We start from the raw sequence: 24,231 nt of genomic DNA on the forward strand, positions 1-24,231 counted from the left end.
CCTGTAATCTGCGCTTCCTTTTCCCAAACCCAAAGCACAGGAGCTGCGAGATGAGCGACTTGATCGTGATCGGCTACGATGACCCGTTCAAGGCCGAGGAAACCCGGCTGAAGCTGGCGAAGATGCAGAAGGGCTATCTGATCGACCTGGAAGATGCCGTGGTGGCGGTCAAGGACCGGGACGGCAAGATCCGGCTCAACCAGGCCTACCCGCTGACCCAGATGGGCGCCGTCGGCGGCGGCTTCTGGGGCGCGCTGATCGGCATGCTGTTCCTCAATCCCCTGCTGGGTGCCGCCGTTGGCGCCGGCGCCGGGGCAATCTCCGGGGCGCTGTCGGATGTCGGCATCAACGACACGTTCATGAAGGATCTGGCCCAGAGCTTCCAGCCCGGCACCTCGGCGCTGTTCGTGCTGGTGCGCAAGGCGACGCCGGACAAGGTGCTGGAGGAACTCCGGGGTGCCGGTGGCCGCATCATCCAGACCTCGCTCTCGCACGAGGATGAGGCCAAGCTGCAAGCCGCGCTGGACGCCGCGAAATCCGCCTGAGACCACCTCCTCCGCTGCCGGCCGGGGGACTGAGCATCCCCCGGCATGCGTCGGCCCGGCGCGGCAGACCCTGCGTCCCGATCCGGCATCCGACCGTCAGCGACCCGGCGCGCCCGGTCGCTGCAGAAAGGCCGGCCCGTGCGACGTTTCCTCCCAGAACGAGCGTCCCGGCAACGGCGCCACCGCCGACCAGGGGCGCGAGGTCAGCGCCCTGATCCAGTCGGCCGGGATGGCGAAATACGCACCGCCATGCCCCGGCGCCAGGAAGGTCGCGAGTCCCGCCAGCCGGCCGCGGGCATCGAACAGGCCGCCGCCGCTGCCACCGAGGGTGAAGAAGGCGGTCGTCTCGATGACACGGCTGCCGCCGAAGGGATGCAGCCGCTTGAGCCGGCCTTCCGAGTAGGACAGCCCGAGGGCCCGTGGAAAACCGTAGAAGGACAGGGGCTGGCCGGCCTTGAGCGCGGCCAGCGGCGCCGGTTTCGCCGATGGCGGGGCCAACCCCGGCGCTTGCAGCAGGCAGAGATCGCGGCTCACATCCACCCGCTCGGCCCGGACCGGATAGCTTTCCGCACCGCGGAACACGCCGATGCGGCCGCCGGTCCGTACCACATGACAGTTGGTCGCCACCGTGTCCGGGCCGACGATGACGCCGGAGCCGAAATACAGCTTGCCGGCCGCGTCCATGCCGCGTATCTGCACCACCGTGCGGGACACGGCAGCGTCGAACCCGGCCACGGCCGGCGCCGCCAGCGCCAGATAGAGTCCGCCGGCCATCCCCCAGCGGGCCAGTTGTTTCATGGTGATTTCCCTCGCATGCCCCAGGACCCGGACTTGGAGAAGGCCATCCCCGGGCGAGTTCCGGCCTCAGTCTTCCAGCCCGGGGATGCCCAGCGACTGGATCACGCGGGCATTGTCGCCGTCCTCGTAGCGCGGCAAGGCGCCCAGGCGATCCCACAGGCGGTAGGCCAGCGCCGCCGTCAGCACGCGGATCGGATAATCGCGCGGCAGGTGCTGCAGGTAGGGCTGTATGGTGAAGAAATCGCGGGCGCCGTACTGGCGCATGATCGACAGCAGGCCGCCATTGCGCGGGCCGATGTTGTAGGCCAGCAGCGCCAGAAACAGGTCGCCGCGCATCTCGTCCAGGTAATGTCGCAAGGTGGCGGCCGCCAGCCAGGCGTTCTGCCGCGGATTGCGGTAATCCAACGTGTCGACGCCGAGCAGACGGCGAATCCGCGCCGCCGCCGCCTGCGGCGGTGCGGTGATCTGGAACAGGCCGCGGCCGCCGTCGCGACTGTCGCGCGGCACGAAGGATGATTCGGCCACGCCGATGCCGACCAGCACGCCGACATCGATACGGTTGCGCCGCGCCGCTTCGCGCATGGGCTGCCCGTAGGGGGGCGTCCGCCGCAGGATGGTCTGCATGACGGCCAGATCGGCCCGGCGGTAGGCGGCATAGACCTGATGGGCGACGGCCGCGCGGCCGGCCTGCTCGACCCCGCCGACCAGGGTGCGCAGGCTGCGCAGGTCGGCCTGGAAATCCGCTCGCCAGGCGAACAGGACGCCGCCCAGGGCCACCAGCAGCGCGGCGAAGGCGGGCCGCCAGGGGCCCGCCCGCAGCCAGCGGGATCGGAGCCGCGACCAGGCCCAGAGGAACAGCGAGCCGGCGATGGCCAGCAGCAGCACCGTGCCGGTAAAGGGCAACAGGCTGTCGGTCAGGCCGGTACCGCCAAACCAGCCTGCCGCCCGGCCCATGACGGCCATCGTGGCGATCAGCCCCGTGAACGCCAGCAGCAGGCCTTCCAGGAACAGGCGCAGGCCGCTCTGCCAGACCGGCGCCCGCGCGGCCGGCCTGACCGGCGGGGGCGCCCAGGTCGTGCGCTGCGGGCGCGGTCTGGCCGGCAGCGGCTTGCCCGGCTGACGCTCCCCTGGCCGTCTTGCCCGAAACGATCGTTTCACCCGCCTGACCCAAAATCCCGCAAAAGCCGGCATGGTAGCAAAGCGGCCCTGGCAGGTTTGCCGGGGCGGCCCGCGACCGGGAAGGCCTCCTCCAGCGGGCGCCGACCGCCTGGCGCGGAGGGTCGCGGGCCATGGCGGCCTGCCGCCAGGCGTCCGGCCCGGGCCGATCCCCCTGCGGTATGATGCGGCGTTGTCGCACCGCATCGCCAGCCGCCATGATGACCCGCCCTCTCCCCCCTGCCGCACGACCACCGGGACGCGGCCGAATCCGTTCGCGATGCGGCGCCGGCTGGCTGATGGCACTGCTGTTGCTGCTCGCGGGAACGCCCCTGCGGGCCGAGGAACCGGACGAGAGCCTGCCGCCGGAGCCGCCGCCACCCCTGGTGCTGGACCATGTCATCGAGCGGGTGGACCGGGTCGAGTTCTACCGCGCGCTCGACTTCGGCCCGCCCGGTAGCGCCTGTTATCCCTGCCTGACCCCGCAGCACATGAAATGTCCGCTGCTCTGCTACCAGCAGATGCCCAGCCTCAGCCTGGTCTGCGCCGCGGCCGTGCGCGGCATCAGCATCGGCCCCTTCGACCGCCGGGCGCGCGGGCGCCTCCTCGAGGAGCTGCTCGCCAGCGATAGCGTCCATTTCGCCACCGCCGCAGGGGAAGAGAGCCTCACGGCATCCCGCATCGCCAGCAGCACCGGCACGGAGGACGAGCATTACGCCATCGACATCGAGGGCTTGCCCGGTTTCAAGAACACCCTGGTCCGGGCGTCAACGGCGACCGAGCAGTTCACCCTGAAGATCGGCCCGCAGCTCTACATCGTGCCGCTGAGCCCCAAGGTCCGGGACGGCTTCTACCGGCTGCTCAGACAGTGTCCGGACTGAGGGCGCGCCGGGAAGCGGATCAGACCCACTCGGTGGGCGATGCCGTGACCCGCCGCTGCACGAGCCACTTGAGGGCCAGCGAGAACGTGACGAACAGCAGGGCGCCCATGGCCAGGTAACGGCCGACCACGGCCAGATCCGCCTGGATGGCGCCGGCGCCCATCAGGCTGGCGGTGATGCCCAGCGGCAGGAAGCCAATGAAGCTGCCGATCCAGAAATCACGATGGCTGACCGGGCTCCAGGCCAGGAGAATGTCGTTGTACAGCCCCGCCAGCGGCAACTGGCGCACCACCAGCACGGAAAACCAGCCGCGGCCGACCGGAGCGCTCAGCGCGCGGAGCCGCGGGTATTTGACCAGCAGGGTCTCGGGACGGGTGTGCCGCGCCAGCACGAACAGCCCATAGGCGCCCAGCAGGCTGCCGAGCTGGCTCCAGGCAAAGCCCCACGCGAAGCCGAACAGCCAGCCGCCCATGACGCAGAACACCAGCCGTGGCAGGCCCAGCGCCGTCGCCAGCGCCGTCGCCAGCACGAACAGCGGGGCCGACCAGGAACCGAAAGCCCGCATCGTGGCTCTCAGGCCGATGCCGGCCTGTAGCCATTCCTGCCAGGGCAGGGTCAGCACCAGCGGGCTGGCCAACAGCAGGACGGCAGTCAACCAGGGCAGGCTTTTCTTCATGAAGGCGGCGATTGGGCAATGAAGCGATGGCGGGACAGGACGGGGCGTGACAGATGCACGCGCGAAGCGTAGCAGATCGCCGGCCTGGGGTCCCTGGAAATCCTCTGTCCCCACCCGGGGACAGACTGTTTCCCCGCTCTGCCGCGCCCGGCCGAAACGCCCGGCAAGCTGCCCTTACGGGCCCGTGCGAGACGCCCCCCGGGATCCGGCCCGGCCCGGATTGGTTGTGAAGGGTGAACCGTCACGGTATAAAGTCGCAAAGCATAGAGACGACGATGGTCACGATGGACCCGCGCAAGATTCCCGACGACCACGCCCCCGAGGCCGCATCCCCGACACCCGGAACCGCCCCAACCTCCCCGGCGGTTCCGCCCGCGCCGGATCCCACCCGCTACGGCGACTGGGAAAAGGCCGGCCGCTGCATCGATTTCTGAACCGGCCCGAGCATCCCAGGACACCCTGATGGCCAGCCTACCGAATCGCCCGCTGTCGCCACACCTGCAGGTCTACCGACTGCCGCTGACCGCCCTGCTGTCCATCAGCCACCGCATCACCGGCGTACTGCTGTCGCTGGGGCTGCTGGCGATACCGGCCGGCCTCGCCGTCGCCGCCTGGTGGCCGGAACGGCTCGATGCGCTGCTGGCACTGTTGCGCACGGGACCGGCACAGGTCGTCTGGTGGGCCTGGCTGTATGCGCTGATGTTTCATGTCTGCCATGGCATCCGCCATCTGCTGTGGGATCTGGGCTTCGGCCTGGAGCGGCAGGGCCTGCTGACGCACAACATCCTGGAAATCGCCGCTTCCCTGGCGCTGACGGGCGGGCTGTTCCTGTTCGCCCGGCTGCACAGCCTGCCGGGTGGATGAGCATCATGCGTGCCGCCGCCCCGCCGTTCGCCCGAGGCCAGCGCCGCTGGCCGCATCCCGCCACCCGGGAATGGCTCGGTGAGCGCCTGACCGCCCTGCTGCTGCTGCCGCTGACGGTCTGGCTTGCCCTCAACCTGGCCGCCCTGCCCGCCTGCGATGCCGCCACGCTCGGGATCTGGATGACCAGGCCCATGCACTACGGACCGCTGCTGGCCTTCCTGGCGCTGACATTGCTGCATGCGCATCTCGGCCTGCGCTGCATCCTGGACGATTACGTGCATGGGCCGCTGGTCAAGCGGCTCGGACTCGGCGCCATCCGCCTGCTGCTGCTGGCCGTGCTGCTGGTGTCGGCCGCCGCCCTCTACGTACGGGCCGGGACAGGCTGATGCCCAGGGCCTACGATCCGATCGAGCACCACTACGATGTCGTGGTCGTCGGCGCCGGCGGGGCCGGGCTGCGGGCCGCGCTGGGCCTGGCCGAACGGGGGCTCAGGACCGCCTGTGTCACCAAGGTGTTCCCCACCCGCAGCCACACGGTGGCCGCCCAGGGTGGCATCAGCGCCGCGCTCGGCAACATGGGCGAGGATGACTGGCGCTGGCACATGTATGACACCATCAAGGGGTCCGACTGGCTGGGCGACCAGGACGCCATCGAATACATGTGCCGCGAAGCCATTCCCGCCATCGTCGAACTGGAACATTACGGCGTGCCGTTCTCGCGCACGGCCGAGGGCAAGATCTACCAGCGCGCCTTCGGCGGCATGACCACGCACTATGGCCAGGGCGCGGCGCAGCGCACCTGCGCCGCGGCCGACCAGACCGGCCACGCCATCCTGCACACGCTGTACCAGCAGTCACTCAAGCGCCGGGTGGAATTCTTCGTCGAGTACGTCACCCTCGACCTGCTCATGGAATCGGGCGAATGCCACGGCGTGCTCGCCTGGTGCCTGGAGGATGGCAGCCTGCACCGCTTCCGCGCCCATCAGGTCATCCTCGCCACCGGCGGCTATGGCCGCGCCTACTTTTCCTGCACCTCGGCGCACACCTGCACCGGCGACGGCAACGCCATGGCGCTGCGGGCCGGACTGCCACTGCAGGACATGGAGTTCGTGCAGTTCCACCCGACCGGGATCTACGGCGCCGGCTGCCTGATCACCGAGGGTGTGCGCGGCGAGGGCGGCTATCTCACCAATGCCGATGGCGAACGCTTCATGGCGCGCTATGCGCCGCATGCCCGCGACCTGGCCTCGCGCGATGTCGTCAGCCGCGCCATCACCATCGAGATTCGCGAAGGGCGTGGCTGCGGGCCGCACAAGGACCATGTGCTCCTGCACCTGGAGCAGGTCGATCCCGCCATCATCGACGAGCGCCTGCCGGGCATCGCCGAGACTGCCCGCGTCTTTGCCGGCATCGACGTGCACCGCGCGCCGATGCCGGTCCTGCCGACCGTGCACTACAACATGGGCGGCATTCCCACCAATTGCCATGGCGAAGTGGTCACCCTGCGCGACGGCGACCCCGAGTCGGTGGTGCCGGGCCTCATGGCCATCGGCGAGGCCGCCTGCGTCTCGGTGCATGGCGCCAACCGGCTGGGCTCGAATTCGCTGCTGGACCTAGTCGTGTTCGGCCGCGCCGCGGCCCACCGCTGCGCCGAGCTGATTCGCCCGGGCCAGCCACATCCGGCACTCGCCCAGGAAGCCGAATCCGCCTGCCTGGATCGCTTCGATCGCCTGCGCCATGCCAGTGGCCAGGAACCGACCGCCGACATCCGCCTGGCCATGCAGCGCGCCATGCAGGGCCATGCCAGCGTGTTCCGCAACGGCCAGGTGTTGCAGGAGGGCCTGCTGCAACTGGCCGGGATCGCCCAGCGCTTCGACGCGGTGCGCGTCAGCGACCGTTCGCTGATCTGGAACACCGACCTGGTCGAAACCCTGGAACTGGAGAACCTGCTGCAGCAATCCCTGGTCACCGTGGCCAGCGCCCTCAACCGCCAGGAAAGCCGCGGCGCGCATGCCCGGGAGGATTTTCCCGGACGCGACGACGACAACTGGCTGAAGCACACCCTGGCCTGGCTGGACCCGCGCCGGCGGCTGCGCATCGATTACCGGCCGGTGCATCTGCATACCTTGACCCCGGAGGTGGCCGCGGTGCCACCGGCCAAACGGGTCTACTGATCCTGTCAACGCCCACGCAACAAGGCCATACCCATGGTGCAGTTCACCCTCCCCGCGCACGCGAAGGTCGTCAAGGGCCAGGATCACCCGGCCCCGGCCGGCGCCACGCGGACGCGGCGCTTCGAGGTTTACCGCTACGATCCCGACAGCGGCGGCAACCCGCGGGTGGACCGTTTCACGGTCGATCTCGACCGCTGCGGCCCCATGGTGCTGGACGCCCTGCTCGGCATCAAGAGCCAGACCGACAGCAGCCTCGCCTTCCGCCGCTCCTGCCGCGAGGGCGTGTGCGGTTCCTGCGCCATGAACATCGATGGCCGCAACACCCTGGCCTGCACCCAGGCCATCGCCGATTGCCGCCCGGTGGTCAAGGTCTACCCCCTGCCCCACCTGCCGGTGATCAAGGACCTGGTGCCGGACCTGTCGCAGGTGTACCGGCAGTATGCCGCCATCGAACCTTGGCTCAAGAACGCGTCGCCGCCCGGCGACCGGGAGCGCCTGCAATCGCATGCCGAGCGGGCGCAGCTCGACGGGCTGGTGGAGTGCATCCTGTGCGCCTGCTGCTCGACCAGCTGTCCCAGCTACTGGTGGAACGGCGACCGCTATCTCGGCCCGGCGGTGCTGCTGCAGGCCCACCGCTGGCTGCGCGACAGCCGCGACCAGGCCACGCAGGACCGGCTGGATAGCCTGGAGGACGCTTTCAGACTGTATCGTTGCCACACCATCATGAACTGCACCGATACCTGCCCCAAGTCCCTGAATCCCGCCAGGGCCATCGCCGAAATCAAGTCCCTGATGGTGCGCCGGCCGCACGACGAATGAGTCCCGGGCGGCTGCGGTGGCGCTGCCGGCGCGGCATGCGCGAGCTGGATCTGCTGCTGACGCGCTACCTGGATACCGCCTATGACCGCGCCGGCCAGGCGGAGCAGGCTGCCTTCGAGGCCCTGCTGGAGCACCCCGACGAGGACCTGTGGCGCTACCTGTTCGAACAGGCGGCGCCTGCGGAAGCCCGGCTGACCGAGCTTGTCGACAAGATCCGCCGCACCGCTGCACCTCATCCCTGAGGCGTCACCGACACTGCGGGTGCTGCTGCGGCTGACCCATGGCCTGGCGATCCTGGCCTGCCTGATGACGCCGCTGCCGCTGTCGGCGCAGGCGTTCGGCGCGGTTGGCATCCTGTTCAGTCTCCACCGTCAGGGGCGACAGCCGGCAAGGGTGCGCGGCCTGACCCTGACGGCGGAGGCTGAGTGGGAAATCGTGCTGCCCGGCCAGACCCTGATGGCGCAACTGGAACCTGGCACCGTGGTCACGCCCTGGCTGGTCATCCTGCATCTGCGGTCGACCGACCGGTGCCGGCTGGCCGTGCCCATCTGGCGCGACGCGGTGGACCCCGAGTCGTTCCGGCGCCTGCGCGTCCATCTCAAGGTGCGGGGATACCAATCCACCGGGACCGCCGGGGATTGAACGGTGGCCTGCCCGGGTTGCCCCGGGCGCCGGAAAACCCGACACTGATGGCCATCCGCCACTTCAGGATCCTCGACCATGAGCGATGCCCTCCATCTCGTATGCCCGGCCTGTCACGCCGTCAACCGCCTGCCGGCCAGCCGGCTCGACCAGCAGCCGAGATGCGGACAGTGCCGCGCCCCGCTGTTCAGCGGCCAGCCCGTGGAACTGACGCAGGCCGGTTTCGCCCGCCAGATCGGCCGCAACGACATCCCCGTGCTGGTCGACTTCTGGGCGCCCTGGTGCGGGCCCTGCAAGGTGATGGCCCCGCATTTTGCCGAGGCGACCAGGCGGCTGGAGCCGCAGGTGCGCCTGGCGAAGCTCGATACCGAGGCGGAACCCGACATCGGCGGGGAGTTCCGGATCCGCAGCATCCCGACCCTGGTGCTGTTCCGCAGTGGCCGGGAAATCGCCCGCCAGTCCGGCGCCCTGGGCGCCGAGGACATCGTCCGCTGGGTGCGGCAACACCTGCCATGAGCCACCGGCCGGCCCTACGGGAGGGCCGGCTTCCCCCCCCCGCCAACATCGCCGGATAGCCCCGCATGCGCAAGCCCGACAACATCCAGTACTGGCTGGACGACAAGCCACCGTTGCAGATCGCCCTGATCCTGGCGATGCAGCAGATGTCCTTCCTGGCGGTCTATCTGGTGGTATCGCCGCTGTTCGCCCATACCCTGAACCTGAGCCATGAGCAGACCCTGCAGCTGATTTCCGGCACCCTGCTGGCCTCCGGTATCGGCGTGGTGCTGCAATCCTGGGGCCGCTGGGGCATCGGCTCAGGCTACTTCTGCCCGCTGCAGGCGACCTCGTCCACCTTCGGCGCCCTGGCCATGGCCAAGATCATCGGCGGCATCGAGGCGATCTTCGGCGCGGTCAGCGTGATCGGCCTGAGCCAGATCGTCTTCGGCCACATGTTTTCCCGGCTGCGCGGCATCTTCAACATCCAGGTGGCCGGCGTGGCGGTCATGCTGATCGGCCTGGGCCTGGGGCACAACGGGCTCAAGCTGATCATGGAGCCACACCCGGGCAGGATAGCCACCGGCAACGACCTCTGGATCTGCTGCCTGACGCTGGGCACCATGATCGCCTGCAATGTCTGGTCCGCGGGGTATCTGCGGCTGTTCTCGGCCTTCATCGGTCTCAGCGTCGGTGTCGCCGCCAGCCTGTGGCTGGAGACCATTCCGGCCGCATCCTGGGAACTGCTGGCGAAAACCCCGCTGTTTCTGGCACCCCGGCCACTGGGCATCGGCTGGCGCCTGGAAATCGAGACCATCGCGCCGGTGGTCCTCACCGGGCTGTTTCTGGCCCTGCATGGCTTCGGCGGCATCACCGCCGCGCAGCGCTTCAACGACGCCGACTGGAAACGGCCCGACATGCCGCTGGTCCGGCAGGGCGTGGTGGCCGAAGGGCTGACCAATGTCGTCGCCGCCGTGCTCAACGGCGTGCCGATCACCTCTAGCGGCGGCGCCGTCAGCCTGGCGGCCGCCACCGGCTGCACCAGCCGCTACCTTGCCTACTGGCTGGCGGCGATCATGACGCTGCTGGCCTTCATGCCCAAGGCGATCCTGTTCTGGGAACTGCTGCCGGAGTCGGTCATGGGCTCGGCGATGATCTTCCTGGCCTGCTTCACGACCATGGCCGGCTTGCAGATCATCGCCTCGCGCCTGCTCGACAATCGCAAGATCCTGACCATCGGCGTCGGCCTGCTGCTGGGCATCAGCTATGAGCCGCTGCGCGAGGTCTTCATGAAGAACGCGCCCGAGGTCCTCAAGCCCATGCTGTTCTCGGGCGTGGGATTCGGGGTGATGGCGGCCGTGCTGCTGTCGGCAGTGTTCCGGCTCGGCGATCACACCCGCCGGCGGCGGACCTTCGATGCCGCGCACAGCTCGATCGCCGAGGTGGCCGAATTCCTGGAGCGTCAGGGCAAAAGCTGGGGCGCGCGGGGCGATGTCGTCCGCCGCTCCGAGTACGCCACCTGGCAGGCCTTCGAGATCCTCACGGAACACGGACTGGTGCAGAGCGAGGACAGCGCCACCAAGCAGATCGAGCTGGAGACCGTGTTCAACGAGTTCTATTTCACCGTCGTGCTGCACTACCATGGCGCCGCGGTGCCCCTGGCCATGCACCCGCCGGCCCACGAGGAACTGCTGGAAAGCGACCTCGCCGTATTGCAGATGGCGGGCTACATGCTGCGCCGGCTGGCCGACCGCGTGGACATCCGTGCGACCGGCGATCAATGCGAGCTGCGGCTGGTGTTCAACGACTGAGGCAGTCCGCCCGCCGGCCGGACCCTGGCCATCCAGCCGCCGACGGGCCTAATGCCAGGATGGCTGCATGACGATGAGGAGCAGGACGAACAGCCCGTAAGCCAGGCCGGGAACGGCAGCGATGGCCAGCACGGCGATGGCGGCACCGCTCCGGCCACGGGCGCGAAGCGCATGGCCGATCGCGAGGATGGCCGCCATACCGGCGAGCAGGAACAGCCAGAGTTCGATATTGAATGCCGACACCGAGCCGTCACCGATGCCGACGAGGAAAAAGACGCCGAGCAGCGCGGCGGTCAGTGCCGCGAACGTGAAGGCGAGGCGATACAGAAGCGTGCTCCGCATCCCTGACAGGTCCTGTCCCCTGACGATGGCCCGGATGGGACGGGACTTGCCACCCGGCTGCCGGCCTCCCGCGGGACGAACCCGCCCGTTCGGCTAGCCAGGGCCGCCCGTACCCCGGGGTGCCGCGCCGCGGCGGCAACGCTCACAGTTCGTTGCGCCAGTACTGTTCCTCCTTGTCGAACAGGCGGTTGGCCTCCGCCAGGCCCCAGGAACCCGCCGGGTAGGTGTGGATGAACTCCCGCTGCGTGGCCCAGTGCTTGAGGATCGGATCGACCACCCGCCAGGCCCATTCCACCTCGTCGAAGCGGATGAAGAGCGTGCGATCGCCCTCCATGATGTCGAGCAGCAGGGTCTGGTAGGCATCCAGCTTGACCTCGTGGCCATGGCGATAGGAGGCGTTCAGCTGCACGGTATGGGTCTGCATGCCGAGACCGGGCTGCTTGGAATGGATCTCCACATGCATGCTTTCCGAGGGTTGCAGGGACAGCAGGATCCAGTTCGGCTCCAGGAACTCCAGCGGCGTCTCGCGGAACAGCTGCTGCGGCGGATGGCGGAAGCGGATGGCGATCATCGATTGCGACTTCGCCAGCCGCTTGCCGGTGCGCAGGTAGAAGGGCACTCCGCGCCAGCGCCAGTTGTCGACATAGAACTTGGCGGCGACATAGGTTTCGGTCACCGAGTTGCGTTCGACGCCGGCCTCGTCCTGATAGCCGGGCACCGAGACGCCGTTGACCACGCCCGGCCCGTACTGGGCGCGAAAGGCATGGGCATGCAGCGCCTGCTTGGGAATCGGCCGGATCGAGCGCAGCACCTTGACCTTCTCGTCGCGCAGGGCATCGGCCTCCAGCGCCGGCGGCGGCTCCATCGCCACCAGGGTCAGCAGCTGCAGCAGGTGGTTCTGCAGCATGTCGCGCAGCGCACCGGCCCGCTCGTAGTAGTCGGCCCGGGTCTCGATGCCGACATCCTCCGCCACCGTGATCTGCACGTGATCGATGAAGTTGCGGTTCCAGAGCGGCTCGACCAGCGTGTTGGCGAAACGGAACACCAGGAGGTTCTGCACCGTTTCCTTGCCCAGGTAGTGATCGATGCGGAACACCTGTTCCTCGTCGAAATGCTCGTGCAGGACCCGGTTCAGCAGCCGCGCGCTCTCGATGTCCTCGCCGAAGGGCTTCTCGACGACGATCCGGTGACGGCCGCGCGGCTTGTTCAGACCGGCCTCGTCCAGGCGGCCGATCACGGTGCCGAAATCGGAAGGCTTGATCGACAGGTAGAACACCGTATTGGCGCAGGCATCCTGATTGCATGTCATCTCGGCCAGCTTCTGGTAGAAGGCCGGATCCTGCACCTCGCCCGAGAGATAGCGGAAGCGTCTGGCGAACCGCTCGTATACGCGGCTGTTGAGATGCCCGCCGACCGCCGCGCGGATCGATTCGAGCAGATTCTCCTGCCATTGCTCGTCGGTCCAGGGCCGCCGCCCCAGCGCCACGACCGTCATCTCCGGCGGCAGGTGGCCGGACACGTCCAGGTGGTAGAGTGCCGGCAGCAGCTTGATCTTGGCCAGGTTGCCGGTGGCGCCAAAGATGACGAAATGGCAGGGAGCGATCTCGCGGGTTTCGTGCAGGGACATGTGGGGATCCTCGGATGATGGCGACAGGCAGCACCGGACGGACGGAACACGGCAACGGCACAGCCCGTCGCAAGCCGGAAGCCGTTCGCGCCGGCCCCGGTAGAATGCCCGGCAGCAAACATCACCCGATCCCGTCCGTCAGCCCCATATTAACCCGCATGTGGCGACATTTAACGTCTCGTTGCCCGAAGATGCCGCTGTCCCGCCGGCAGCGCCGCTGGCGGCTGGGCGGACTCCTGGCCGTCGCCCTCGCCTTTCCGCTGTTCGCCTGGAGCTTCAGCCTGGAAATCAGCGCCGAATTGCTGGCCTGGATCGAGCAGCGGCACGGAACCGAGACGCGCCAGCGTGTCGAACGCTGGCGGACACTGATGACCGCCGGCCAGGCGTGGGACGAGGGAAAAAAGCTGCTGGCCGTCAACGACTTCTTCAACGAGCTGGTCTTCATCGACGACCTCCGCCACTGGCGCCAGGCCGACTACTGGGCCACGCCGCTGGAGTTCCTGACCTCGGGTGGCGGCGACTGCGAGGATTTCGCCATCGCCAAATACTTCACCCTCAAGGCCATGGGCGTCGACGAGGCCAAGCTGCGCATGACCTACGTCAAGGCCCTGACGCTGAACCAGCCGCATATGGTCGTGACCTACTACGACACGCCCGAGGCCATGCCACTGGTGCTCGACAACCTCGCCGACGCCATCCGTCCGGCCAGCGAGCGCAACGACCTGGCGCCGGTCTACAGCTTCAACGGTTCCGGCCTATGGCTGGCCCGCGAACGGGGACAGGGCAAGCGCGCCGGCGACGCCGACCGGGTGGGACTATGGCAAGATTTGCTGCTACGACTCTCCCGGCCGGTCGCGGCGATGACGCCGGTCAGGTCGGGGAATCCATCCAAGTAAGACCTATGACCCTGTCGCGACAGCTCTACCTGCTCCTGGGCGCGCTCCTGCTGCTGGTATTCATCGGCTCGTTCGCCATCAGCCTGAACAACACCCGCGCCTACCTCAACCTGCAGCTGGCCTCGACGGCGCAGGATACCGCCACGTCGCTGGGCCTTTCCGTCTCCACGCAGCTGGCCAAGCAGGATCAGGCCACGCTGCAATCGATGGTGGACGCGGTGTTCGATCGCGGCGACTACCGCATCATCCGGGTGCAGGATACCGCCGGGCGCACCCTCTACGAGCGGCTGGCCCCGCTCGTCATCGATCGGGTGCCGGACTGGTTCGTGCGCGGATTCCCGCTGGAGACGCCGACGGCCGAGGCGCAGGCCATGAGGGGCTGGAGCCAGATCGGCACCCTGCAGGTGGCCAGCCATCCGGGCTACGCCTACCAGCAGCTCTGGCGCGATGCCAGCGGTACCCTGGCATGGTTTCTGGCCTGTACCCTGGTCGGCTTCGCGGTGGGCGGCGGGCTGCTGCGGCTGTTGCTGAAACCCCTGCGGGCCGTCGAAAAACAGGCGCTGGCCATTGCCCGCCGCCAGTACCCGGTGCAGGAAAAATTGCCCAGAACCCGGGAACTGCGGCGCGTCGTGCATGCCATGAACCACCTGTCGCGGCGCGTCGGCCACCTGTTCAGGGCCCAGGCCGCGCTGATCGAAAGACTCCAGCACGACAATTACATCGACCCGGTCACCGGCCTCGGCAATCGCCGCCAGTTCGACCAGCAGCTTGACCACCTGCTGCGCTCGCCCGACGAGTTCGCCGGCGGCAGCCTCCTGCTGCTGGCCTGGCGCGACTTCAAGGCCTACAACGACGAACACGGCTATGCCGCCGGCGATGCCCTGCTGCGCCGGACGGCCGAGGTGCTGGGCGCGACCTGCGGCCCGGTTGCCCGCTTGCTGTGCCGCCTGGGTGGCGCCGACTTTGCCGTCCTGGTGAACGAAACCGGGCGGCCAGCGGTGACTGAACTGGCACAGCGCATCCTCCACGGGCTGCGGCCGGCAACGGAGCATGGCGCCGCGCCCGGTCGGCACCTCGCCGACATCGGCCTGACCCTCTGCCATCCCGGCGAACCGGCCGGCATCATCCTGGGACGGGCGGATCAGGCGCTGCGCGCCGCGCAGCAAGGCGGCGCCGATGCCTTCGCCTGGGCCCACGAAGCGGCCCCGATGGCACCACAAGGCAGCGCCGGCGCGCAGGCATGGCGCCAGCGGATACAGCGTTATCTGGTGGAACATGCGCTCTGCATCACCCTGCAACCGGTCGCCGATACCCGCCAGGCGGGCGGCTGGCTGCATCACGAGGTGCTGCTGCGGGCCCGCGAGACCGATGGCAGCCTGGTGCCGGCCGGCGCCTTCCTGTTCATGGCCGAGCGAACCGGCCTGAGCCAGGCCCTGGACCGGCGGGTCGTCGAGCTGGCCGCCGACTGGCTGGCGTCGGCGCAGCCGCCTGTGCCCGGGCGGATCGCCATCAACCTCAATCCCGCCGCCATCGCCGACGCGCACTTCGTCGACTGGCTGACCGGCTTCGTGGCGGCCCGGAACATCGCCGGCCAGCTGGTTTTCGAGCTGCCGGAGCGAGGCGTGACCCGCCATCCCCGGCAGGTCCGCGACTTCGCCGGGAAACTGGCGAAAGTGGGCAGCGCCCTGGCCGTCGATCATGTGCTCGGGCTGTCCTCCTTCAACGATCTGCGTCCGCTCAAGCCGGCCTACGTGAAACTGGACGGCAGCCATACGCGCAGCCTGCCGGACGACCCCGACAGCGGGCTGCTGATCCAGGCGCTGGCCGGGCTGGCCCATGCCATGGGCGCGCGACTGATCGCCGAGGCGGTGGAAACGGCGGAGCAAGAACGCCAGCTGAAGGCGCTCAACGTGGATGGCCTGCAGGGTTATTGGATCGGCGAGCCACGGCTCCCGTGAGCGACCCGCATCCGCGCCGTCGGCCCGGACTCAAGCGGCGAAGGTGCGCTCGCCGGGCCAGCCGAGCGCCTCGGTCAGTTCGCTCAGGAACACCCGCTCGCCCTCGCTGACGCGCTCGCCACCAAACCCCAGGATGCCGCCCTCGCTGGCAGCCCGGGTCACGCGCTGCGCCAAATCCATCAGGAATCCGGCGTAGGCCTTGGCGTCGTCGGTGCCACGCCTGGCCTGCACGATGGCCAAGGCCGCGCGGCTCTTGCCGACCGCCTGCTGCTGGAGATACGCCGGCATTTCCCCGGCATCGATCGACTGCGCGTCCTGCCGGACCTCCTCCACGGCCGCCCGCATCTCTTCCTGGTCGCAGATCGCCCGCAGCAAGGGATTGTTGCCCTTGAGCGCCTCGACCAGGGCACCGGCCGGGGCGATGGTCTCCTTCAGGGTCCCGAGCAGACCGCTGCCGGAGGCGGTGGTCGCGGCCGCCACGACCCAGTGCGGCGCATTGCGGACGGTGCGCCATTCGGCGGTGGAAAAGTCTGCTCGCGTCGCCATGTCAGGCCTCCTGGTGCATTGCGGATCGTGTGTGAAAGCCGGCCGCCAGGCCAGCGACATCATCCATGCCGGAGCGGCGACATGCCTGCCCGCCACCCGGCTGAAGGATAATGTACACCGTCCCGCCGGCCACCCCGCCCGACAGGGTGCCCCGGAGCGGGTTTCCCTGGCGGGGCGGGGGCGGGGCCGGTCCCGTTCCCTGTTCTTTTCGACAACGGCACACACAATCAGGAGTCCATCATGCGCCACCCGACCATCATGCCCCTCTGTTGCCTGGCTTTCGCCGCCCTCCTGGCGGGCTGCGCCAGCGACAAGCCCCTGCCTCCACCCCAGGCGCCCAAACCCCTGTCCGGCGAGCAGATCCTGCGCGAGAGCCAGGGCATGGCCCAGCTGGGCCAGCGCTACAAGGAAGGGGAAAGCATGGCGCAGGAGGGCGAGAAGCTCATCGAGCAGGCCAACCAGCAGATCGCCGAGGGCCGGCGCCTGATCGATGAAGGCCGGCGCATCATGCAGGAAGCGGAACAGGGCTACGGCGCCATCAAGCAATAAACCCGGGGCCGATGACAGCGGGAACCCGCCGGCGGCTGGTGTAACATGCCCGCCTCTCAGTCTCCGCAGGATAAACCGCCATGCCCGCCTATCCCCGCCAAGAACTCGAAGCCATGGTCGAACGCTGGCTCGCCGCCAATCGCGACTCCGAACGTGCCGGCGACTGGGTGAAAAGCCTGGGCCAGATGTATGCCGAGGACGCCGAATACAGCTGGAACATGGGCCCCAACCGCGAGTTCGTCGCCCGCGGCCGCCGGCAGATCGAGGAATGGGCGCTGGGCGCGCACATGGAGGGCTTCGAGAAGTGGCGCTATCCCTACGACAGCATCCTGATCGACGAACAGCGCGGCGAGGTCATCGGCATCTGGCGGCAGGTCGCGCCGGTCAAGCGCGACGACGGCAGTGATTATGAGGTGGCCGGCCTGGGCGGCAGCTGGTTCCGCTATGGCGGCGATTATCAATGGGCCTGGCAGAAGGACTTCTTCGACCTCGGCAACGTCAAGGCCCTGTTCATGGAACTGGCCGCGGACGGCAAGCTGGAACCGCCGGTCAAGCAGAAGCTGCGTCGTCTGGCCTGGGGATTGAAGTTGCCCGGCGTCGATCCCATCCGGCCGGACCTGAAACCCTGGCAGAAGCTCAAGGGCGTGCTCGCCATGCTCGGGATCGTGCTGCTGGGACGTTGAGATCCACGCGCCGGCGGCCGGCCTCCGGGCAACCTTTGCGCCCGCCCGGGGTCCTACCGCTGCCCGCGGGGTGCGAGCCCTGCCGGCTCGCCATAACCGAGCGCCGGTCCGACAGGTGGTACCGGCGCCATGTCCACCTCACCGCACAGGAGAATGTCATGAGGAAGCAACTGTTGTCCCTGCTGACCGCCGGTTTCATTGCCGGCCTGCTGGGCACCACCCAGGTCCTGGCCGAAGACCACAAGGCCGAGGCCACCAAGCATGCCCTGGCCGCCGCCGAGAGCGGCAAGAAGGGCGATGCGGCCGCCGTTGGCGAGCACGCCGCCGCGGCGAAGACCCATGCCGAGGCGGCGCAGGCCGAGAAGCCCAACGCGCACCTCGATGCCGGCATCAAGAACCTCAACGATGCCATCGAGCATGCCAAGATGGGGCACGCCGACATCGCCGGCGAGGCTGCCGACGCCGCGGCCACCCACCTGAAAGCCGCGGAAAAGTCGTTCTGATCTGACCGGCCGTCCGCCGACACCACCGACCCAATGGCGAGCGGGAACCATCGCTTCCGTTCGCCGTTGCGCATCCTCCGGGATGCCGCCCCATGGCGCGGCAACAACAGCGCCGCGTCCCGGAATTTGCCGCAACTTCCGGTGCACACCACGGAACCTGTTGCGACATGGGCAGTCGAAGGGTTCGTAAGCTCCTCTCTCGAGTCACAGAAAACCCGGTCCCCGCGCCGGGTTTTTTGTGCGCTATAGTCGCTGCCGACATCCGGCACGGCCGCCGCCCAGACCGCCGACCCGATCACACCCTCAAACTTCACCGGGAGGACATCCGATGAAAACGATTCGCTGCTGGTCGCTTGCGCTGCTGCTTGGCGGCATCAGCTCCGCCCTGCTCGCCTATGGTGGCGGCGGTGGCGGTGGCGACAGCTGCCCCGAGCCGCAGTTTTTCCGCGCCACGCCCGCCAACGACGCCGTGGTAACGGCGCTGACCGAGTTCAGCATCAGCGCGTCCGAGAACACCGACCTCGCCAGCCTCGACCTGCGCGTCAATGGTGATAAGGTACAGCCCACCATCACGCCGCAGCGCTCGGGCGACACGCGGATCGAATTTCGGCCGGCATCACCGATCGCGACCGCCGGCCGGGTTCGCATCACCCTGCGCGCCAGAAGCCGGGAGGGCTGCGAGGCCTTCCTGCCGATTTACGTGAACATCCGGCCCTGAGCCGATCCCGCCGCCGGGCGGCAACCGTCTTGATCCCCACCGAGCAAGGAGAAAATCCCATGACCGACGAACCCACCATCGCGCAGAAAGCCCCCTGCCCCGTCGACGTCGAGGCCGGCAAAACCTATTACTGGTGCGCCTGTGGCAAGAGCGCCAAACAGCCCTTCTGCGACGGCAGCCACAAGGGGTCGGCCTTCGCGCCGGTCCAGTTCGTACCCGAGCAGACCGGCAAGGTCTGGTTTTGCGGCTGCAAGCACAGCCATAAAGGCGCACTCTGCGACGGAACCCACAAGACGCTCTGACCCCATGGACGAACCGGGCGGCGACACCGCGTCGACCGGTTCGGCGCCTGCCTCGCCCGGGACGGACCATCGTCCGCACCCTTTCCTTCCTGCTACCGGACTCCTGCGGCCTCCAGGCCATTGCGGCGGAACATGAGCAAGCTACTGACCGCGATCCTGCTGCTGGCCGCCCTGTCGTGGAGCACGTTCGAGATTTTCGACGCCCATCTCGACCAGGCGCGCGGCCGAACCCGGCATCTGCTCCAGGGGATCGTGCGCCTGAAGGTCGAGCATCTGGTGCGCTGGCGCCGCGATCGCCTGGCCGACGCCGAGGTCATGCGCGCGCACGCGCCGGTGATGGAAAAGCTGCGCCACTGCCTGCAGGGCACCCGCGACAACCGGCTGCTGGAGGAACTCCGCGGCTATTTCGAGGCGCTGATCCAGCAGCATGGCTACCATGACGTGCTGGTTGTCGATACCGGCGGCTCCATCCACTTCCGCGCCGGCGCCACGGCCGTCGACCGGCTGACCGGAGAAATCGAGGCGGCCGTGCGGGAAGCCTGGCAGCATCGTCGCGCCACGCTGTCCGACATTCATCTCAGCGATGCCTACCCGCAACCGCATCTGGCCCTGGTGGCGCCGGTCTTCGATCGCCAGGATCCGGTCGGCGCGGTCATCTTCCTCATCGACGCGCGGCGGAACCTCTTTCCGCTGGTCGACAGCTGGCCGACGCCCAGCCAGAGTGGCGAATCGCTGCTGGTCCGCCGCGACGGCGACCAGCTGCTGTATCTGAATGACCCCAGGCACCGGCCCGGCGCGGCGCTCGGCGTGCGGCTGCCGGCGACCGGGAGCGCCGGCAGCGGTGCTGCGTCCGAAAGGGATGCGGCGGCCAAGGAACTGGACTACCGGGGCATCCCGGTGATCAGCGCCAGCCTGCCCGTGCCCGATTCATCGTGGATACTGGGCGCGAAGATGGACCGGGCAGAGGTCGACGCCCAGGGACGGCGGGAGGCCCTGTACCTCGCCAGCCTGCTGGTCACCGCGGTCGCCCTGGTGGCCTGCCTCGCCCTGCTGGCCTGGCAATGCCGCAGCAAGCGCCATCTGGCGGTCCTGCGGGGCGCGGAAATGGACAAGCTGCGCAGCCTCGCCCAGTTCCAGACCCTGTTCGAACAGAGCCCGGACGGCATCCTGCTGCTGGATGGCGACCAGCGCTTCCTGGATGCCAACCCCGCCGCGCGCAGGATGCTGGACCAGTCGCAGGCAGCGTTGCAGTCGCTCCGGCTGCCCGAACTCCTGCCGCAGCTGGCACCCGGCAATCTGCCAGCGGCGGTCGAATCCTTCCAGCCCGGCGCCTCGCACCACCTGGAGTGCGAGCATCGCCGCCCGGATGGCGCCACCTTCCTCAGCGAGATCGACATCAAGGTATTCGCGCCGGACCGCTGTTTCGTGATCCTGCGTGACATCACCGAGCGCAAGCGCATGGAGGACGCGCTGCGGGAGCGGGAGCAGACCCTGCAGGTGGTGATGGACACCATTGCCGAGGTGTTCTGGATGACCGATTACCCGTTCACCCGGGTGCTCTTCGTCAGCCCCGCCTTCGAAACCATCTGGCAGCGCCCCATGCATCAGGTCTGCCGGAATCCGGCAGACCTGATCACCGCCATTCACCCGGACGACCGGGCCATCGTCGAGGCCGTGCTAGCCAGGCCCCAGCCGGAACCGTTCGATCACGAATACCGCATCGTCCGCCCCGATGGCAGCATCCGCTGGATCCGCGATCGCGGCTATCCGGTCGTCGAGGCCGACGGTCGGGTAAGACTCCTGGCGGGCGTGGCGGAGGACATCACCGAGCGCAAGCACCAGGACCTGCAACAGAAGCTCAGCCAGTTTGCCCTGGAAAGCGCCTCCGACCTCATCGGCTGGGTACGTCCCGACAGCAGCATCGCCTATATCAACCAGTCCGGCTGCCGCCTGCTGGGCTACCGGCTGGACGAGCTGCAACGGATGACGGTGCCGGATATCGACGGCAACTACGGCAACGCCAGCTGGGGAGAGCACTGGGCGGCCCTCAAGCAGGCGGGTTCGCTGACCTTCGAGTCGGTGCACAGAACCCGGGAAGGACGGCTGATCCCGGTCGAAGTCAACGCCAACTACTTCGTCTTTCAGGGCGAGGAATACAACTGCGCCTTCATCCGCGACATCACCCAGCGCAAGGCCGCGGAAAAGGCCTTGCAGACCCTCAACCAGGAGCTGGAAAACCGTGTCGAGCAGCGGACCGCCGAACTGGCCCGCAGCCAGCAGCGGCTGCAGGTCAGCGAGGAGCGGCTGCGGCTGGCGCTCGACGGCGCCCATCTGGGCGCCTGGCACTGGGACATGTCCAGCGACGTCATCGAATGGTCGCCAACCGCCCTGGCGCTCGCGGGTTTCACGCCCGGCTCGCAGCCCAGCCGCGCGGCATGGTGGGCGCGCATCCATCCCGAGGACGCCACGCGCCTGCGCCAGGCGCTGGACCGGGCCATTGCCAGCGGCACCGACCTGTCGCAGGAATATCGCCTGTACTGGCCCGATGGCAGCGAACGCTGGCTGGCCTCGACCGGCCGGGTGATCTACGACGAGCAGAGCAGCCCGCTGCGCCTGGAAGGCATCAGCAGCGACATCACCGAACGCAAGCGCGCCGAGCAGGCCATCCGCGACCTCAATGCCAACCTGGAGCGCAAGGTGGAGGAACGCACCGCCCAGTTGGCCGCCGCCAGCGCCGCCAAGAGCCAGTTCCTGGCGCACATGAGCCATGAGATCCGCACGCCCATGAATGCGATCCTCGGTTTCGCCCAGATCCTCGAGCAGGACGGCCTGGCGCCCGGGCAGCGCAAGCTGGTGACGAAGATGCGCCAGGCCGGCGACATTCTGCTCAACATCATCAACGACATCCTCGATTTCTCGAAGATCGAGGCTGGCGAGCTCCGCATCGATTCGCAGCACTTCAGCCTGTCATCGCTGCTGAATCGGGTCATGCAGCTGCTGCGCCAGCAGGCCGAGGCCAAGGGACTGGAGCTGCGGGTGCAGGGCGATATCGCCGCCCACGACAGCCTGGAAGGCGACCCCTTGCGACTGGAGCAGATCCTGATCAACCTGACCAGCAATGCCGTCAAGTTCACCGAGCGCGGCGCGATCAGCCTGACTGTCGTCACCCTCGACAACAACGCCGGCCAGACGCGGCTGCGCTTCGAGGTCCGCGATACTGGCATCGGCATTCCCGCCGAGGTGCTGGCACGGCTGTTCCAGCCGTTCACCCAGGCCGACGCCAGCATCACCCGGCGCTTCGGCGGCACCGGCCTGGGACTGTCGATCAGCAAGCGGCTGGTCGAGCTGATGGGCGGGCAGCTGGGTGTCGAGAGCGAACTGGGACGCGGCAGCACCTTCTGGTTCGAGCTGCCGTTTGCCCGCCACCGGACCGCGGCGGCAAGCGCCGCGCCCGATCACCCGGCACTGCCGTCGCCGGAAGGCCAGCTGCGGGGATTGCGGATCCTGGCCGTGGACGACAACCGCACCAATCGCCTGCTGGCCGAGCGTGCCCTGGCCCTGACCGGCGCGGACGTGATGCTGGCCGTCAACGGCGAGGAGGCGCTGGAACACCTGCGGGCGAATCCGGAGGCCTTCGACATGGTGCTGATGGACATCCAGATGCCGGTCATGGACGGCCTGGCGGCGACCCGCGCCATACGCCAGCACGACGCCCTGACCCATCTGCCCGTCATCGCCCTCACCGCCGGAGTGCTACCCGAGGAGCGCGACGCCGCCCTGGCCGCCGGCATGGACGATTTCCTCACCAAGCCGCTGGACATCCAGCAACTCACCATTGTCCTGGGGCGCTATCGATCCGGTCGTCTTTGACCTGGCAAGAATGCCTTCGGCCCGGCCGGCCGGTCCCGGCGACCCGTCGGCACCTAGTTGCGGGATTTCTCCCGCCTCAGGCTCCCCGGGCGATAGCCGTACTTCCTGGTGAAGGCATTGCTGAAATGACTGACGCTGGAATAGCCCAAGCGGGCCGCCAGCACCTTTAACCGCGTGTCGCTGCCCCGCAAGGCCGCATGCGCCGCCTCCAGCCGCTGGCCGGTAGCGTAGGCATGGATCGACTGCCCGTATTGCTGCCTGAACAGCGCGTTCATCGACCGCTCCGACAGGCCATAACGCCTGGCCAGCGCGTCCAGACACGGCACCGCCCCCTCCAGCCGGTCCAGTTCCTCGCGCAGCCGCCTGACGACCCGGATCCTGCGCGCTTCCCGCCCGGTATCGCGGGCCAGATGGTCGGCCAACGCCACGATGAAGTCCAGCACCCTGGCCTGGGCATGCAGTTTGCGCAAGTTGCCGGCCAGATGATCGGCGAAGCAGGATTGCAGTATCGCCGTGATGTATTTCGGCACAGTGCGCACGCTGGCCGGCGGGGGCTGGCCCAGGCCCAGGCTCGCCAACAGGTTCCCCACGGTTGGCTGCCCCAGGTAACGCCGCAGCCTGGACGCCCTCACCCCCACCTCCACTGTCGTCGACGTATCCGCCCAGTGCTGGTGATCGATGCGGTCCATGTGCTGAAAGACGCACGCGCCGGGATCGTGTGCCAGCCAGACATCCAGCCGGCGGTCATGCAGTACCCCCGGCCCTGCCGAGCCGTCTGCACGAACAGCACCGGCTCGCTGAACTCGGTCACCACTTCCGACACCGGCCGCAGGCCTGCCGCCTCCCCCGGCTCGAAATGATGCACAACCCGGCACAGGTGAATCCCGAACGGCAGGTCCAGCATTTCGACCCAGCCGTGCCCCTCGCCTTGCCGGAACGGCAACTCGGTTCTGCGCGGTTCCTTCCGGCCTGCCTTGATCAGCATCGGCTCGCTACCCGGTTCGCTGAGCCAGCGGATGTTCATCTGCGCCGTCACGGACTCCCCGCGCGGTACCGTGGCCGCGAAACGGCGATGCCGGGGGACGTCACTTTCCGCATAAACGGTTCCGCTTTTTGCATAAGAACCTTCATTGAACATCAATGACCACAGTCTAGAATAGGGGACACGCAGAACTGAGCCAGCCCCAGGCCCATGCCGCCGAAATTTCCGCGAACCCCATGCCAAGGATCCCGTGCCGACCGCAGCGAATCGTCATCCGGTCGTGGCATGAAGCATCCGCCGTTCCCGGCAATGCCGATGCCAGGCGGGTCTGTGGCCCGGCAATCGACCCCACGGTCGCCGCCCACGGGGACAAGCCGGGATGCGGGAGAAACGGGA

27 protein-coding genes are annotated in these 24,231 nt (G+C 68.2%); 19 read left to right on the top strand and 8 right to left on the bottom strand.

From position 1 onward, the window contains the following. Nucleotides 1-50 precede the first annotated feature (50 nt). Nucleotides 51-545: a DUF1269 domain-containing protein gene (locus ACH5N8_RS08490; RefSeq protein ID WP_460027721.1), complete on the top strand. Its 495-nt coding sequence runs from the start codon at nucleotides 51-53 to the stop codon at nucleotides 543-545. Nucleotides 546-641: 96 nt separating this feature from the next. Here the strand turns inward: ACH5N8_RS08490 and ACH5N8_RS08495 are convergent, their stop codons facing one another. Both ACH5N8_RS08495 and ACH5N8_RS08500 read right to left on the bottom strand, forming a co-directional pair. Then, entirely contained in the window at nucleotides 642-1,343 is a 702-nt protein-coding gene (locus ACH5N8_RS08495) for a S1 family peptidase (RefSeq protein ID WP_460027720.1), read from the bottom strand. A gap of 66 nt (nucleotides 1,344-1,409) precedes the next feature. Then, nucleotides 1,410-2,501: a lytic transglycosylase domain-containing protein gene (locus ACH5N8_RS08500; protein WP_483281002.1), complete on the bottom strand. Its 1,092-nt coding sequence runs from the start codon at nucleotides 2,499-2,501 to the stop codon at nucleotides 1,410-1,412. A 296-nt stretch (nucleotides 2,502-2,797) separates the two neighbouring features. Between ACH5N8_RS08500 and ACH5N8_RS08505 the strand changes: the two genes are divergently transcribed. Continuing rightward, nucleotides 2,798-3,379: a hypothetical protein gene (locus ACH5N8_RS08505; protein WP_460027718.1), complete on the top strand. Its 582-nt coding sequence runs from the start codon at nucleotides 2,798-2,800 to the stop codon at nucleotides 3,377-3,379. Between the two features lie 19 nt (nucleotides 3,380-3,398). Here ACH5N8_RS08505 and ACH5N8_RS08510 read toward each other — a convergent pair whose 3' ends face one another. After that, on the bottom strand, nucleotides 3,399-4,055 hold the full coding sequence (locus tag ACH5N8_RS08510) for a TVP38/TMEM64 family protein (RefSeq protein ID WP_460027717.1): 657 nt from the start codon (nucleotides 4,053-4,055) through the stop codon (nucleotides 3,399-3,401). A 275-nt stretch (nucleotides 4,056-4,330) separates the two neighbouring features. On the opposite strand from ACH5N8_RS08510, the gene ACH5N8_RS08515 reads away from it, so the two are divergent. The 9 genes from ACH5N8_RS08515 to ACH5N8_RS08555 all read left to right on the top strand — a co-directional run bounded on the left by ACH5N8_RS08515 (nucleotide 4,331) and on the right by ACH5N8_RS08555 (nucleotide 10,859). Next, on the top strand, nucleotides 4,331-4,489 hold the full coding sequence (locus tag ACH5N8_RS08515; RefSeq protein WP_460027716.1) for a DUF1674 domain-containing protein: 159 nt from the start codon (nucleotides 4,331-4,333) through the stop codon (nucleotides 4,487-4,489). A gap of 28 nt (nucleotides 4,490-4,517) precedes the next feature. After that, nucleotides 4,518-4,919 (top strand): succinate dehydrogenase, cytochrome b556 subunit, encoded by a 402-nt coding sequence (gene sdhC, locus ACH5N8_RS08520; protein WP_483281003.1) that lies wholly within the window; start codon nucleotides 4,518-4,520, stop codon nucleotides 4,917-4,919. Nucleotides 4,920-4,924: 5 nt separating this feature from the next. Beyond that, nucleotides 4,925-5,305 (top strand): succinate dehydrogenase, hydrophobic membrane anchor protein, encoded by a 381-nt coding sequence (gene sdhD, locus ACH5N8_RS08525; RefSeq protein ID WP_460027714.1) that lies wholly within the window; start codon nucleotides 4,925-4,927, stop codon nucleotides 5,303-5,305. After that, the gene (gene sdhA / locus ACH5N8_RS08530) at nucleotides 5,305-7,092 is read left to right on the top strand and encodes a succinate dehydrogenase flavoprotein subunit (RefSeq protein WP_460027713.1); all 1,788 of its coding nucleotides are present in this window, start codon (nucleotides 5,305-5,307) and stop codon (nucleotides 7,090-7,092) included. The genes sdhD and sdhA overlap by 1 nt, the downstream gene beginning before the upstream one ends. A gap of 33 nt (nucleotides 7,093-7,125) precedes the next feature. Beyond that, nucleotides 7,126-7,911 carry a succinate dehydrogenase iron-sulfur subunit gene (locus tag ACH5N8_RS08535; protein WP_483281004.1) on the top strand — a complete coding sequence of 262 codons (786 nt, stop codon included), beginning with the start codon at nucleotides 7,126-7,128 and terminating at the stop codon, nucleotides 7,909-7,911. A 35-nt stretch (nucleotides 7,912-7,946) separates the two neighbouring features. Further along, nucleotides 7,947-8,153 carry an FAD assembly factor SdhE gene (locus tag ACH5N8_RS08540; RefSeq protein WP_460027711.1) on the top strand — a complete coding sequence of 69 codons (207 nt, stop codon included), beginning with the start codon at nucleotides 7,947-7,949 and terminating at the stop codon, nucleotides 8,151-8,153. Further along, nucleotides 8,113-8,553: a protein YgfX gene (locus tag ACH5N8_RS08545; protein ID WP_460027710.1), complete on the top strand. Its 441-nt coding sequence runs from the start codon at nucleotides 8,113-8,115 to the stop codon at nucleotides 8,551-8,553. Before ACH5N8_RS08540 ends, ACH5N8_RS08545 begins: the two co-directional genes overlap by 41 nt. Nucleotides 8,554-8,631: 78 nt before the next feature. Next, entirely contained in the window at nucleotides 8,632-9,069 is a 438-nt protein-coding gene (trxC, locus tag ACH5N8_RS08550) for a thioredoxin TrxC (RefSeq protein ID WP_460027709.1), read from the top strand. A gap of 65 nt (nucleotides 9,070-9,134) precedes the next feature. Continuing rightward, complete coding sequence (locus ACH5N8_RS08555) at nucleotides 9,135-10,859, top strand: solute carrier family 23 protein (RefSeq protein WP_460027708.1); 1,725 nt, start codon at nucleotides 9,135-9,137, stop codon at nucleotides 10,857-10,859. A gap of 48 nt (nucleotides 10,860-10,907) precedes the next feature. Here ACH5N8_RS08555 and ACH5N8_RS08560 read toward each other — a convergent pair whose 3' ends face one another. Together ACH5N8_RS08560 and zwf are read right to left on the bottom strand one after the other, a co-directional pair. Continuing rightward, the gene (locus ACH5N8_RS08560) at nucleotides 10,908-11,201 is read right to left on the bottom strand and encodes a hypothetical protein (protein ID WP_460027707.1); all 294 of its coding nucleotides are present in this window, start codon (nucleotides 11,199-11,201) and stop codon (nucleotides 10,908-10,910) included. 142 nt (nucleotides 11,202-11,343) lie between these two features. After that, entirely contained in the window at nucleotides 11,344-12,828 is a 1,485-nt protein-coding gene (gene zwf / locus ACH5N8_RS08565) for a glucose-6-phosphate dehydrogenase (protein ID WP_460027706.1), read from the bottom strand. Nucleotides 12,829-13,019: 191 nt separating this feature from the next. On the opposite strand from zwf, the gene ACH5N8_RS08570 reads away from it, so the two are divergent. Together ACH5N8_RS08570 and ACH5N8_RS08575 are read left to right on the top strand one after the other, a co-directional pair. Then, nucleotides 13,020-13,724, top strand: coding sequence for a transglutaminase-like cysteine peptidase (locus tag ACH5N8_RS08570; protein WP_483281005.1), 705 nt, complete (start codon nucleotides 13,020-13,022; stop codon nucleotides 13,722-13,724). A 5-nt stretch (nucleotides 13,725-13,729) separates the two neighbouring features. Further along, nucleotides 13,730-15,682 carry an EAL domain-containing protein gene (locus ACH5N8_RS08575; RefSeq protein WP_483281006.1) on the top strand — a complete coding sequence of 651 codons (1,953 nt, stop codon included), beginning with the start codon at nucleotides 13,730-13,732 and terminating at the stop codon, nucleotides 15,680-15,682. A gap of 30 nt (nucleotides 15,683-15,712) precedes the next feature. On the opposite strand, the gene ACH5N8_RS08580 is transcribed toward ACH5N8_RS08575, so the two are convergent. Next, complete coding sequence (locus ACH5N8_RS08580) at nucleotides 15,713-16,228, bottom strand: hypothetical protein (protein ID WP_460027703.1); 516 nt, start codon at nucleotides 16,226-16,228, stop codon at nucleotides 15,713-15,715. 240 nt (nucleotides 16,229-16,468) lie between these two features. On the opposite strand from ACH5N8_RS08580, the gene ACH5N8_RS08585 reads away from it, so the two are divergent. From ACH5N8_RS08585 to ACH5N8_RS08610, 6 genes are all read left to right on the top strand, one after another. Next, on the top strand, nucleotides 16,469-16,777 hold the full coding sequence (locus tag ACH5N8_RS08585; protein WP_460027702.1) for a hypothetical protein: 309 nt from the start codon (nucleotides 16,469-16,471) through the stop codon (nucleotides 16,775-16,777). An 80-nt stretch (nucleotides 16,778-16,857) separates the two neighbouring features. After that, on the top strand, nucleotides 16,858-17,460 hold the full coding sequence (locus tag ACH5N8_RS08590) for a nuclear transport factor 2 family protein (RefSeq protein ID WP_460027701.1): 603 nt from the start codon (nucleotides 16,858-16,860) through the stop codon (nucleotides 17,458-17,460). A 158-nt stretch (nucleotides 17,461-17,618) separates the two neighbouring features. Continuing rightward, nucleotides 17,619-17,963, top strand: coding sequence for a small metal-binding protein SmbP (gene smbP, locus ACH5N8_RS08595; RefSeq protein ID WP_460027700.1), 345 nt, complete (start codon nucleotides 17,619-17,621; stop codon nucleotides 17,961-17,963). Nucleotides 17,964-18,291: 328 nt separating this feature from the next. Next, the gene (locus tag ACH5N8_RS08600) at nucleotides 18,292-18,681 is read left to right on the top strand and encodes a hypothetical protein (protein WP_460027699.1); all 390 of its coding nucleotides are present in this window, start codon (nucleotides 18,292-18,294) and stop codon (nucleotides 18,679-18,681) included. Between the two features lie 59 nt (nucleotides 18,682-18,740). Then, on the top strand, nucleotides 18,741-18,983 hold the full coding sequence (locus ACH5N8_RS08605; protein ID WP_460027698.1) for a CDGSH iron-sulfur domain-containing protein: 243 nt from the start codon (nucleotides 18,741-18,743) through the stop codon (nucleotides 18,981-18,983). A gap of 132 nt (nucleotides 18,984-19,115) precedes the next feature. Then, the gene (locus ACH5N8_RS08610) at nucleotides 19,116-22,853 is read left to right on the top strand and encodes a PAS domain S-box protein (RefSeq protein ID WP_460027697.1); all 3,738 of its coding nucleotides are present in this window, start codon (nucleotides 19,116-19,118) and stop codon (nucleotides 22,851-22,853) included. A 53-nt stretch (nucleotides 22,854-22,906) separates the two neighbouring features. On the opposite strand, the gene ACH5N8_RS08615 is transcribed toward ACH5N8_RS08610, so the two are convergent. Further along, nucleotides 22,907-23,485 (bottom strand): helix-turn-helix transcriptional regulator, encoded by a 579-nt coding sequence (locus ACH5N8_RS08615; protein WP_483281007.1) that lies wholly within the window; start codon nucleotides 23,483-23,485, stop codon nucleotides 22,907-22,909. Next, entirely contained in the window at nucleotides 23,482-23,991 is a 510-nt protein-coding gene (locus ACH5N8_RS08620; protein WP_460027695.1) for a hypothetical protein, read from the bottom strand. The genes ACH5N8_RS08615 and ACH5N8_RS08620 overlap by 4 nt, the downstream gene beginning before the upstream one ends. Nucleotides 23,992-24,231: the final 240 nt, after the last annotated feature.

It is taken from the genome of Methyloparacoccus sp. NF-16 (assembly GCF_056880625.1).

What these genes read in the sequence shown, in the direction of transcription:
- smbP (WP_460027700.1), top strand. Translation starts at nt 17,619, where the DNA reads ATGAGGAAGCAACTGTTGTCCCTGCTGACCGCCGGTTTCATTGCCGGC.
- ACH5N8_RS08560 (WP_460027707.1), bottom strand. Translation starts at nt 11,201, where the DNA reads ATGCGGAGCACGCTTCTGTATCGCCTCGCCTTCACGTTCGCGGCACTG.
- ACH5N8_RS08610 (WP_460027697.1), top strand. Translation starts at nt 19,116, where the DNA reads ATGAGCAAGCTACTGACCGCGATCCTGCTGCTGGCCGCCCTGTCGTGG.
- ACH5N8_RS08505 (WP_460027718.1), top strand. Translation starts at nt 2,798, where the DNA reads ATGGCACTGCTGTTGCTGCTCGCGGGAACGCCCCTGCGGGCCGAGGAA.
- ACH5N8_RS08605 (WP_460027698.1), top strand. Translation starts at nt 18,741, where the DNA reads ATGACCGACGAACCCACCATCGCGCAGAAAGCCCCCTGCCCCGTCGAC.
- ACH5N8_RS08540 (WP_460027711.1), top strand. Translation starts at nt 7,947, where the DNA reads ATGCGCGAGCTGGATCTGCTGCTGACGCGCTACCTGGATACCGCCTAT.
- ACH5N8_RS08590 (WP_460027701.1), top strand. Translation starts at nt 16,858, where the DNA reads ATGCCCGCCTATCCCCGCCAAGAACTCGAAGCCATGGTCGAACGCTGG.
- zwf (WP_460027706.1), bottom strand. Translation starts at nt 12,828, where the DNA reads ATGTCCCTGCACGAAACCCGCGAGATCGCTCCCTGCCATTTCGTCATC.
- ACH5N8_RS08555 (WP_460027708.1), top strand. Translation starts at nt 9,135, where the DNA reads ATGCGCAAGCCCGACAACATCCAGTACTGGCTGGACGACAAGCCACCG.
- ACH5N8_RS08535 (WP_483281004.1), top strand. Translation starts at nt 7,126, where the DNA reads ATGGTGCAGTTCACCCTCCCCGCGCACGCGAAGGTCGTCAAGGGCCAG.
- trxC (WP_460027709.1), top strand. Translation starts at nt 8,632, where the DNA reads ATGAGCGATGCCCTCCATCTCGTATGCCCGGCCTGTCACGCCGTCAAC.
- ACH5N8_RS08585 (WP_460027702.1), top strand. Translation starts at nt 16,469, where the DNA reads ATGCGCCACCCGACCATCATGCCCCTCTGTTGCCTGGCTTTCGCCGCC.
- ACH5N8_RS08620 (WP_460027695.1), bottom strand. Translation starts at nt 23,991, where the DNA reads ATGTTCAATGAAGGTTCTTATGCAAAAAGCGGAACCGTTTATGCGGAA.
- sdhA (WP_460027713.1), top strand. Translation starts at nt 5,305, where the DNA reads ATGCCCAGGGCCTACGATCCGATCGAGCACCACTACGATGTCGTGGTC.
- ACH5N8_RS08515 (WP_460027716.1), top strand. Translation starts at nt 4,331, where the DNA reads ATGGTCACGATGGACCCGCGCAAGATTCCCGACGACCACGCCCCCGAG.
- ACH5N8_RS08510 (WP_460027717.1), bottom strand. Translation starts at nt 4,055, where the DNA reads ATGAAGAAAAGCCTGCCCTGGTTGACTGCCGTCCTGCTGTTGGCCAGC.
- ACH5N8_RS08570 (WP_483281005.1), top strand. Translation starts at nt 13,020, where the DNA reads ATGCCGCTGTCCCGCCGGCAGCGCCGCTGGCGGCTGGGCGGACTCCTG.
- sdhD (WP_460027714.1), top strand. Translation starts at nt 4,925, where the DNA reads ATGCGTGCCGCCGCCCCGCCGTTCGCCCGAGGCCAGCGCCGCTGGCCG.
- ACH5N8_RS08495 (WP_460027720.1), bottom strand. Translation starts at nt 1,343, where the DNA reads ATGAAACAACTGGCCCGCTGGGGGATGGCCGGCGGACTCTATCTGGCG.
- ACH5N8_RS08580 (WP_460027703.1), bottom strand. Translation starts at nt 16,228, where the DNA reads ATGGCGACGCGAGCAGACTTTTCCACCGCCGAATGGCGCACCGTCCGC.
- ACH5N8_RS08600 (WP_460027699.1), top strand. Translation starts at nt 18,292, where the DNA reads ATGAAAACGATTCGCTGCTGGTCGCTTGCGCTGCTGCTTGGCGGCATC.
- ACH5N8_RS08490 (WP_460027721.1), top strand. Translation starts at nt 51, where the DNA reads ATGAGCGACTTGATCGTGATCGGCTACGATGACCCGTTCAAGGCCGAG.
- sdhC (WP_483281003.1), top strand. Translation starts at nt 4,518, where the DNA reads ATGGCCAGCCTACCGAATCGCCCGCTGTCGCCACACCTGCAGGTCTAC.
- ACH5N8_RS08575 (WP_483281006.1), top strand. Translation starts at nt 13,730, where the DNA reads ATGACCCTGTCGCGACAGCTCTACCTGCTCCTGGGCGCGCTCCTGCTG.